The following is a 9,130-nucleotide window of genomic DNA, read 5'->3' as shown; positions in this document are numbered from 1 at the left end:
GTCACGGCCTCCGCGGCGGCGATGGCGCGACGCACCGCCTCGCCGCCGACCTGGCCGTCCGCGACCGCCGCGGCCCGCCGCCGGACCTCGCCGCGGGAGAGCCCGACGTCGCCCACGACGTCCGGCACCCGGCCGACCGCGTGGACGACCGCGACGAGCGTCGCGTCGCGGGCGTCGGGCGCGCGGGACCCGACGACCACCTCGCGGAGTCGAAGGCGCAGTGCGGCGCTCGGCCCGGCCGGGTCGACGGCCGGCCAGCGGGTCGTCCAGGTGATGCCGAGAGCCCGCACGGGCTCGGCGCGCAGGATGCCGGAGGCGGCGAGCCGGTCGTGCAGCGCGTCGCGCAGCCCCTTCGCGAGCCGCGGCAGGACCTCCTGGGGCCTGCGGGGCCGCGCGTCGAGCGCGAGCCGGTGCAGCGCCTCGTCGAGGACGGGGTCGCCGGTCGCGGGGACGGGCCGCACTGCGACGCGGCCCGGGGCGACGAGCGGGTGGCCCGGTCCGGCGATGTCGACGTGGCCGGACAGCACGAGCTCGACGAGGACCGCGCCGGCCGCCGCGAGGCCCACCCGCTCGCCCGAGGTGAGGGGCCGCCCGGTGACCGGGTCGGTGAGCAGCAGCGACGTCTCCTCGGCCAGCAGCAGCATGCCCGTCACCGTAGTCGCGCCGGTGCCAGACCGGGAGGGGACAATCAGGCCCATGACGGGTCAGAAGGACGCGCCGCAGCTGCACGTCGAGACGGTCGAGGAGTGGCGGGACTGGCTGGTCGCGCACCACGCGACGGAGACGGGCGTGTGGCTCGTGTCGTGGCGCCGGTCCACGGGCCGGCCGTCCGTCCCGTACGAGGCCGCCGTCGAGGAGGCGCTCACGGTCGGCTGGATCGACGCGACGCAGCGGTCCCTCGACGAGGAGCGGACGGCGCAGTGGTTCGCACGCCGCAAGCCCGGCTCCGGGTGGGCGCGCACCAACAAGGAGCGGCTGGTCCGGCTCGAGGCCGAGGGGCGGATGCTCCCCGCGGGCACGGCCGTCGTCGACGCCGCGAAGGCCGACGGGTCGTGGACGCTGCTCGACGACGTGGAGGCGCTCGTCGTCCCGCCGGACCTGGCCGCCGCGTTCGACGCGCACCCGGGCGCCCGGGAGACGTGGGACGGCTATCCGCGCTCGGTGAAGCGGCTGCACCTGGTGTGGCTGGTCGACGCGAAGCGGCCCGCGACCCGCGCGGCGCGCGTCGAGGAGGTCGCCGTGAAGGCCGCGGCCGGTGAGCGCGCCCGGTCGTGACGAGCCGGCCATGACGCGCGACCTCGCCCGGCCGGTGCTGCGGGACGTCGGGGGGACCGTCGGCCGGTCGGACGTCGCGCTCGTCTACGGCGGGCTCGTGGCGCTCGGTGCGCTCGTCATGGTGTTCCTGCCCGACGAGACGGTCGACGCCATCACCGCGCACGCGAGCGGCAACCTCGACAACATGCGTGCGCGGCCGGTCGAGTCGCTCGTCCTGAGCGGCCTCGTGCTGCCGCACCCGTCGAACCTCGTGCTCGTGGTGTCGCTGGTCGTGGCGGTCGCGTACACGCAGCGGTGGCTGGGCCGCGTCGCGACGCTCCTGGTGATCGCGGCAGGCCAGGTCGTCCCGTCGTTGGTGGTCGGGGCGGTGCTCACGACGGGCATCGCGCGCGGGTGGCTGTCGCCCGCGCTCGCCGGCGCCGACGACGTCGGGGTGAGCTACGTGGTCGCGTGCGTCACGGGCGTGCTGGTCGCGCGGGTCCCGCGCCGCTGGCGGTGGTGGTACCTCGCCCTGCTGGTCGCCATGTGGGTGCTGCCCGGCGTGTGGTTGCGGACCTTCACCGACGTCGGCCACGCGAGCGCGCTCGCCGTCGGCCTGGCCGTGGCCCTCGTCGTGAGCCGTGGCGTCGAGGCGGCGGCGACCCCGGACGGCTGGCGGCCGCGACGGGCCGACGACCGGCCGCACGGCTGGCGGCGGCGCCGGGCCGGCGACCGGCCGCACGGTGACGAGCGGCACACGCCCGGGACCCTCGACCGGGACGACGGTCCCGGGCGACCGGGGGCCCCTGACCGGCCATGATGGCCTCGTGCCCACGGAACCCGACGACGACGAGCTCGAGCTCATCCGCCGCTCGGGCGTCGCGCTGCGCGTCGGCCGGCTGAGCCTGTCGGCGGGCACTGGGTCATACCGCGTCAAGGCGTCGATGGCCCGCATGGCCCGCGCGCTCGGGATCGACCGGCACGAGGCGCACGTGACGCTCACCGAGATCACGGCGACGTCGCACCGGGGCCGGTCGTTCCGCACCGAGGTCACCGAGGTGCGGTCCGTCGGCATCAACGCCGACCGGCTGTCGCGGCTCGAGGCGCTCGTGTCCCGCCTGGAGGACCGCAAGCTGCGCGACGGCGTCGAGACGACCGTCGAGGAGGCCACCGCCGCGCTCGACGACATCGCCGCCCGCGCGCCCCTCTACCCGGCGCTGCTCAACGCGCTGTGGTCCGGGATCGCGTGCGCGGCCTTCGCGTTCCTCAACAACGGCGGCCCGGTCGAGGTGATCGGGGTCTTCGTCGGGGCGTCGCTCGGACAGGCGCTGCGACGGGCGCTCCTGCACCGCGGCTACAACCAGTTCGGCGTGACGATGCTCGCGGCCGCGCTCGGTGCGTTCACGTACCTGGGGTTCGTCACCGTGCTGCACGGGGTCGGCGCGATCGGCGTGCGGCACGAGGCCGGGTACGTCTCCGCGGTCCTCTTCCTCATCCCCGGGTTCGCGCTGGTCACGGGTGCGCTGGACCTCGCGAAGCTCGACTTCTCGGCCGGTGTCGCGCGGCTCGTCTACGCGCTCATGATCCTCACGTCGGCCGCGCTCGCGGTCTGGGGCGTGTCGAGCATCGTCGGTCTCCAGCCCGACCCGCCGCCCCCGCTCGGACTCGACAGCGGCCTGCTGCTCGCGCTGCGGTTCGTCGCGTCGTTCCTCGGCGTGCTCGGGTTCGCGCTCATGTTCAACAGCCCGTGGCGCATGGCCGTGGGTGCCGCGACCGTCGGCATGGTCGCCAACGTCGTCCGGCTCGAGCTCGTCGACGCGGGCGTCGTCGTGCAGGCCGCCGCCGCGCTCGTCGCGCTCCTGGTCGGGCTGCTCGCGGCCGTCGTCGCACCGCGGCTGGGTGTCCCGCGCATCACGATCTCCGTGCCCGCCGTCGTGATCATGGTCCCCGGTGTCACCGCCTACCGCGCCGTGTTCCACCTGTCCGACGGGCAGACGACGTCCGCGCTCGCGTACGGCGTGCAGGCCGCGCTGGTCGTCGTCGCCCTGTCGATCGGCCTCGCCGTCGCGCGCATGCTCACCGACCGCGTGTGGGCCTTCGAGCGCTGACCCGCGCACGGCCGGTCGCGCGGGCCGCCGGTGCCCGGCAGGCGCCTCGAGCCGGATGCCGTCGGCGTCCGCGCACCTGGGAGCCGCGCGTCGTCAGCGCGCGGCGGGCACGGTCGAGCCGCGTCGTCAGGGCGCGCCGGGCAGCCGCTCGCACGCGACGCCGTTGTCGTCCCCGTCGAGCTCCGCGACGTCGCCGAAGTGGGGCAGGTACGTCTCGAACCATGCCTGCGCCTCGGACCACGTCGCGAAGTCCCCGCAGTTCACCGCGTTGCCCGGGTTCGCCGGGACGCCGCCGCCGGGCGCCGGAGCGGGGACGGGGGCCGGGTCGACGGGCGCCGGGTCGACGGGCGCCGGGGCCACGCGCTCGGGCGGCAGCGTCGACCCCGCGGGCAGCGGCTCGTCCGGGCACGACGCGAGCACTCCCGCGATCGCGTCCCGCTCGGCGGCCGTGACCCACAAGCCGTACGCGTACTTCACGGCCACCTGGCGCGCGACGTACGCGCACCGGTAGGCCGTGTTCGGCGGCAGCCACGTCGCCGCGTCGCCGTCGCCCTTCTGCGTGTTCAGCGGCCCCGAGACCGCGAGCAGGTTGAGCGGGTCGTTCCCGAGCCGCTGCCGGGCGGCGTCGTCGAGCCGCTGGGCGCCCTTCTGCCACGCGTCGGACAGCGCGACGACGTGGTCGATCTGCACGTCCGCCGACGTCGACTCCCCGCGCACGAACGGGATCGACGTGCCCGAGTACGGGTCCGCGAGCGTGCCCGACAGCACGACGCAGTCCTGCGTCCCGGGCTTGAGCGTCACGGCCGTGAGGTCGCGCCGCAGCACGTCGTTGCGGGTGTCGCAGCCGTTGCCGTCGAGGTCGACGCCCCGGTACGCGAACAGGTCGCGGTCGTACCCGGTCTTCGGCGCGCGACCCTTGACCTCGAGCAGCCCGAGCGCGACGAGCGCCGACTGCCCGCGGGCCGCGTCGAGCGTCGCCGTCGTGTCGGTCGTCGGCGCGGACTCCGGTGCGGCGAGCCCGGCGGCCGCGTCGGCGTGGAGCCCTTCGTCGTCCTCGACCGAGCCCGCCGCGGGACTGGTCGCGTCGAGCGGCTCGCAAGCCGCGGTCGCGGCGAGGAGGGCGGCGCCGAGCAGGGCGACGAGGGTCCGGCGTCGACCCCGGGTTCCGGAGGTGAGGCTCACGAGGAGGAGTATCGGCACAGCCACCGACACCCGTGAGCAGCGGTCCGACGGTCGGTCCCGGTGCTGGTCAGCGCACGCTTTGCCGCCCGGTCAGCACGGCAGGTACCCTGTGCTGCACTTGGAGACGTCGCATAGCCAGGTCTAGTGCGCGACCCTGCTAAGGTCGTGAAGGGGCAACCCTTCCGTGGGTTCAAATCCCACCGTCTCCGCTCCAGGCAGTGCCCGTCGCTGCCGTCAGCGGTCGTTCCGAACGCCCGTCCGGGTCTCTCCGGGCGGGCGTCGCTGTTGCCGGCGACGTGCCTGGCGACCGACCGGCACGTCGCCCGAGGTCGAGCGCCGTGCCGGTCGCGGTCGCCGGCTGGTGGTCGCGGGTCAGGCGCCCGCGGCGGAGAGCCGCGCGACCTCGTCGGGCGTGAGGGTCAGCGCGGCCGCGGCGGCCGAGTCCCGGATCGACTCCGGACGCGACGCCCCCGGGATGGGGATGACGACCGGCGCGAGCGCGAGCTCCCACGCGAGCGTCACCTGGAACGGCGAGACCCCGTGGTCGGCCGCGACGTCGAGGAACGCGGTGTACTCCGCGCCGAGCTCGCCGGACCGCGCGAGGGAGATGCCGCCGAGCGGGCTCCACGGCAGGAACGCGATGCCGAGCTCCGCGCACAGCTCGAGCTCGGGGAGCGACGAGCGGAACCGCGGCGAGAACTGGTTCTGCACGCTGACCAGCCGACCGCCGAGGATCTCGTCCGCCTCCCGGATCTGTGCCGGGTCGGCGTTCGAGATGCCGGCCATCTGGATGACGCCTGCGTCGAGCAGGTCGCGGATCGCGCCGACCGAGTCGGCGTAGGGCACCGCGGGGTCGGGGCGGTGGAACTGGTACAGGCCGATCGCCTCGACGCCGAGCCGCCGCGCGGACTCCTTCGCGGCCGACTTCAGGTAGTCGGGGTCGCCGTTCTTCGTCCACGTGCCGTCCCCGGGACGCAGGTGGCCGCCCTTGGTCGCGACCAGGACCTCCGACGCGTCACCGCCCCAGGCGCGCAGGGCGCGCGCGATGAGCTCCTCGTTGTGCCCGACCTCGTCCGCGTCGCGGTGGTAGGCGTCCGCCGTGTCGATCAGCGTCACGCCGGCGTCGAGCGCCGCGTGGATCGTGGCGATCGAGCGCTCCTCGTCGGGGCGGCCCTCGATCGACATGGGCATGCCGCCGAGGCCGAGCGCGCTGACCTGGCGGTCGCCGATGCTGCGAGTCTGCATGGATGCTGTCTTCCTCTGGTCCGACGTCGTGGTCGAGCGGATCGCCCGGATCCCGAGCGTAGGTCGGGCCGGCGGCCGCCGCCGGTCCGTCGGGCACCTCGGGTGTCCTTGCCACGCGCAGCGGGCGGACGGACACTGACGGGATCCCGCTCGCTCGGAGGTGGTCGGCGTGGTGGACTCGTCCGCGTTCCCTGACGCCCTGCCGGTCCTGTCCGCCGGACGTCATCGGCACCCGCGCGACGGCGGCTGCGCCATGGAGTGGGCGAGCCTGCTCGCCGGTGAACGGTGGAGCGACCACCCGGCGTGCACCGACCCGCTCCTCGCGCACCTGACCCGGTCGGTCAACGACCTGGTGGGTGACCGCGCCCGGACGGCGCTCGCGCACCTCGTGCCGACGCTCGTGGGCGTGCGTGGCGACGACGCGACCTGGGCGCTGGAGGTCGCGTCCGTCGCCGTGCGCCACGCGCTGCGGCGGGCGCGCCCGGCCGACCGGCGTGACCTGGTCGTCGCCGTGCTCACCCTCGACCACCTGCTCGCGGCACCCGACGCTCGACCGCCCGCGCGTCGCCGTCCCGCGACCACCGCGCTGCTCGCGACCGTGCCCGCGGGGGACGTCGCGTGGGCCGAGCGGTTCACGCGCGCGATGGGTGCGCCGCGGCGCGTCCGCGGGCTGGCGCGCCGGGTCGTCGAGGTCTCGGTCGCCACCGTCGCCGCGCTGCCCGACGCGGACGACGCGCTCGTCGCACTCCTCGAGGACGCCGTCGACACGTGCCGGGCGCTCGCGCGCCGCACCGCGCCGGACACGACCGCGGCCCCACGGGAGCCGGCGGTCTGCGCCCGGGACCTCGTCCCCGCCCGCGCCGGCGCGGGCGGGGGAGGACGACGGCACGACTCCGTAGCGACGAGGTGACCGGCGTCACCGGTGTCAGGCGCCGGGGTTGAGCAGCACCTTCGTCCAGCCGTCGTCGCGCGCGTCGAAGTGCGCGTAGGCGTCGGGCGCCTCGTCGAGACCCAGGTGGTGCGAGACCAGGAACGACGGCCGCGCGCGCCCGGCGACGATCAGGTCGCGCAGCTGCCGGTTGTACCGGGCGACGGGCGCCTGGCCGGTCCCGATGTGCAGGCCCTTGGTGAACGCGGCCCCGAACTGGAACGGGATGCGGCCCTGCTGCGCGAGCTCGGTGGTGGCGCCCGGGTCCTCCGGCACGTACACGCCGACGACGCCGATCCCGCCGGTCGAGCGGACGACCTCGACGAGGTTGTCGAGGACGAGCTCGGGGTGCTCCTGCCCCGAGGCGTCGTGCGCCTGGTAGCCGACGGCCTCGACGCCGCAGTCGACCCCGCGGCCGAGCGTCGCGTCCATGATCTGCTCGACGGGGCCGCCCGCGGTCAGGTCGACGGCCTGCGCACCGATCTCCTCGGCGAGCCGCAGCCGGTCGAGCTCCTTGTCGACGACGAACACCCGCGCCGCCCCCTGGATGAGCGCCGCGTGCGCCGCCATGAGCCCGACGGGACCCGCGCCGAACACCGCGACGTCGTCGCCCGCGGTCACGCCCGCGAGCGCGGTGCCGTGCCAGCCCGTCGGGAAGATGTCGCTGAGCATCGCGAAGTCGTCCTCGTGGTCGCGGCCCTGCGGCAGCTCGAGCAGGTTGGCGTCCGCGTACGGGACGCGCAGGTACTCGGCCTGCCCGCCCGGGTAGGGGCCCATGTTCGCGTAGCCGTACGCGGCGCCGTCGACACCCTCCGTCGGGTTGGTCCGCAGGCAGTAGGACGTCCACCCGTGCAGGCAGTTCCGGCACGTGCCGCACGCGATGTTGAACGGGACGCTCACGCGGTCGCCGGCCTTGATGCGCGTCACCGCGGGGCCGACCTCCTCGACCACGCCCATGTTCTCGTGCCCGAGGACCGTCCCCTCCTCGACGCTCGTCCGGCCCTCGTACATGTGCAGGTCGGAGCCGCAGACGTTGGTCGTGGTCAGGCGGATCACGGCGTCGGTGGGCTGCTCGACGCGGGCGTCGGGGACGTCCCGGACGGTGACCTTGCGGGGTCCTTCGTAGACGACGGCGCGCATGGCGCTCCTTCAGGTCGACGGGCGCCGGGGGCGGTGCCCGTGGGCACGGCGCGTGGCTGGACCGTCCCGGCCATGCTCACCCCGGCCGGGACGCCCCGCATCCGGCGGGCACGGGTTCCGCCGTGGCCGCGACCGCCCGGACCGACCCCGCTGTCATCCGGACGGGTGACCCCGCACGGATCTGGCCTCGCCCGCGCGCCGCGCGCCACTACGTTGTGCGCCGACCACCCCGGACAGCCCGGGCTCGAGCAAGGAGACCGGCATGTCCGACCACGTCGTCCCGTCCGCCCCGCCCGTCCAGCCGCCGGCCGTCGCGCCCGTCGGCAACGTCGGCCGCGGCGCCCTCTTCGCGCTCGCGACGATCCCCCTCGGCATCGCCGCGTGGGTCGTGATCTGGGGCTTCGGCTTCATCGCGTCGATCGTCGCCGCGGCCGTCGCGTTCGTCGCCGTCAAGCTGTACGTGCTCGGCGCGGGCCGGCTGAGCCGCCCGGGCGCGCTCGTCGTCCTCGCGATCACCGTCGTGACCCTCGCGCTCGCGTTCGTCGGCGGCATCGCGTGGGACGCCGCGGTCGCGGTCGCCGAGGAGGGCGGCGTCAGCACATGGGACGCCCTCACCGAGCCGAACTTCTGGTCGTGGTTCTGGCCGGTCCTGCCCGAGGTCCTGCCCGAGTACGGCGGCGACCTCGCGTGGGCGGTCGGCTTCGGCGCGCTCGGGTCGTTCGCGACGCTGCGCGGCGCGTGGACGACCACGGCCCCCGAGGCGCCCTCCCCGACGCCGCCGGCCGACGCCCCGACCGCGCCCGGCCCGCAGGCCTGACGCGGGCTCCGCAGCCTCCCCGGTGCGACGACGCCCGGCCCTCGCGGCCGCCGCGCTTCTCGCCCTCGGCGGGTGCGCGGGGCAGGAGGGTGGCAGCGGGGTCGTCGAGGGCGGTCCGGTCGCGTACGTGACGCCGAGCTCCGACGGTGGTGACGCGGCGCTCCTCGAGGGGACGGTGTCCGTCACCGACGTGTGTCTGACGGTCGTCGACGAGCTCGGCCAGCGATGGTTGCCGGTCTTCCAGCGTCCGCGGACGACGTGGGACGGGACGACGCTCACGTACGACGGCACGAGCTACACGGACGGCGGCCACATCCGGCTCGGCGGCGGCGGGAGCGGCAGCACCGACAGCACCGACTACGCCCCCGACGGCTGCGAGTTCGACCTCGCGTTCTACGTCGCGCCCTGAACCGACGACCGGTCGGCCGAAGGCCAGCGCGGGCGTGCGGCCGGCGG

The 9,130-nt window shown here is 75.6% G+C and carries 10 protein-coding genes and 1 tRNA gene; 7 read left to right on the top strand and 4 right to left on the bottom strand.

The window, feature by feature from the left end; all coding sequences use genetic code 11:
* On the bottom strand, positions 1–644 hold a 644-nt coding region (locus CTKZ_RS05295), incomplete at its 3' end, for a GOLPH3/VPS74 family protein (RefSeq protein ID WP_160142834.1).
* A 52-nt stretch (positions 645–696) separates the two neighbouring features.
* Between CTKZ_RS05295 and CTKZ_RS05290 the strand changes: the two genes are divergently transcribed.
* From CTKZ_RS05290 to CTKZ_RS05280, 3 genes are read left to right on the top strand one after another with little or no spacing between them, the layout of a single operon-like run.
* Positions 697–1,275, top strand: coding sequence for a YdeI/OmpD-associated family protein (locus CTKZ_RS05290; RefSeq protein WP_124341968.1), 579 nt, complete (start codon positions 697–699; stop codon positions 1,273–1,275).
* Positions 1,276–1,285: 10 nt separating this feature from the next.
* Positions 1,286–2,074: a rhomboid-like protein gene (locus CTKZ_RS05285; RefSeq protein ID WP_124341967.1), complete on the top strand. Its 789-nt coding sequence runs from the start codon at positions 1,286–1,288 to the stop codon at positions 2,072–2,074.
* A gap of 7 nt (positions 2,075–2,081) precedes the next feature.
* On the top strand, positions 2,082–3,362 hold the full coding sequence (locus tag CTKZ_RS05280; RefSeq protein ID WP_124341966.1) for a threonine/serine exporter family protein: 1,281 nt from the start codon (positions 2,082–2,084) through the stop codon (positions 3,360–3,362).
* 126 nt (positions 3,363–3,488) lie between these two features.
* Here CTKZ_RS05280 and CTKZ_RS05275 read toward each other — a convergent pair whose 3' ends face one another.
* The gene (locus CTKZ_RS05275; protein WP_235843353.1) at positions 3,489–4,544 is read right to left on the bottom strand and encodes an HNH endonuclease family protein; all 1,056 of its coding nucleotides are present in this window, start codon (positions 4,542–4,544) and stop codon (positions 3,489–3,491) included.
* Positions 4,545–4,664: 120 nt separating this feature from the next.
* Between CTKZ_RS05275 and CTKZ_RS05270 the strand changes: the two genes are divergently transcribed.
* A tRNA-Ser gene (locus tag CTKZ_RS05270) sits at positions 4,665–4,753 on the top strand.
* 163 nt (positions 4,754–4,916) lie between these two features.
* On the opposite strand, the gene CTKZ_RS05265 is transcribed toward CTKZ_RS05270, so the two are convergent.
* On the bottom strand, positions 4,917–5,789 hold the full coding sequence (locus CTKZ_RS05265; protein ID WP_124341964.1) for an aldo/keto reductase: 873 nt from the start codon (positions 5,787–5,789) through the stop codon (positions 4,917–4,919).
* 169 nt (positions 5,790–5,958) lie between these two features.
* Between CTKZ_RS05265 and CTKZ_RS05260 the strand changes: the two genes are divergently transcribed.
* Positions 5,959–6,699 (top strand): hypothetical protein, encoded by a 741-nt coding sequence (locus CTKZ_RS05260; RefSeq protein ID WP_124341963.1) that lies wholly within the window; start codon positions 5,959–5,961, stop codon positions 6,697–6,699.
* Between the two features lie 15 nt (positions 6,700–6,714).
* Here CTKZ_RS05260 and CTKZ_RS05255 read toward each other — a convergent pair whose 3' ends face one another.
* A complete protein-coding gene (locus CTKZ_RS05255; protein WP_124341962.1) occupies positions 6,715–7,857 on the bottom strand; it encodes a glutathione-independent formaldehyde dehydrogenase in 1,143 nt (380 codons plus the stop codon).
* Positions 7,858–8,119: 262 nt separating this feature from the next.
* On the opposite strand from CTKZ_RS05255, the gene CTKZ_RS05250 reads away from it, so the two are divergent.
* Both CTKZ_RS05250 and CTKZ_RS05245 read left to right on the top strand, forming a co-directional pair.
* The gene (locus CTKZ_RS05250) at positions 8,120–8,674 is read left to right on the top strand and encodes a hypothetical protein (protein WP_124341961.1); all 555 of its coding nucleotides are present in this window, start codon (positions 8,120–8,122) and stop codon (positions 8,672–8,674) included.
* A gap of 22 nt (positions 8,675–8,696) precedes the next feature.
* On the top strand, positions 8,697–9,083 hold the full coding sequence (locus CTKZ_RS05245; RefSeq protein ID WP_124341960.1) for a hypothetical protein: 387 nt from the start codon (positions 8,697–8,699) through the stop codon (positions 9,081–9,083).
* Positions 9,084–9,130 lie beyond the last annotated feature (47 nt).

The organism is Cellulomonas algicola, from assembly GCF_003851725.1.
Lineage (GTDB): Bacteria > Actinomycetota > Actinomycetes > Actinomycetales > Cellulomonadaceae > Cellulomonas > Cellulomonas algicola.
This window is presented reverse-complemented; position numbering and strand designations above follow the sequence as displayed.

Excerpts from the sequence above, each read along its gene's own strand:
- CTKZ_RS05290 (WP_124341968.1), top strand. The coding sequence starts at position 697 with ATGACGGGTCAGAAGGACGCGCCGCAGCTGCACGTCGAGACGGTCGAG.
- CTKZ_RS05285 (WP_124341967.1), top strand. The coding sequence starts at position 1,286 with ATGACGCGCGACCTCGCCCGGCCGGTGCTGCGGGACGTCGGGGGGACC.
- CTKZ_RS05265 (WP_124341964.1), bottom strand. The coding sequence starts at position 5,789 with ATGCAGACTCGCAGCATCGGCGACCGCCAGGTCAGCGCGCTCGGCCTC.
- CTKZ_RS05255 (WP_124341962.1), bottom strand. The coding sequence starts at position 7,857 with ATGCGCGCCGTCGTCTACGAAGGACCCCGCAAGGTCACCGTCCGGGAC.
- CTKZ_RS05250 (WP_124341961.1), top strand. The coding sequence starts at position 8,120 with ATGTCCGACCACGTCGTCCCGTCCGCCCCGCCCGTCCAGCCGCCGGCC.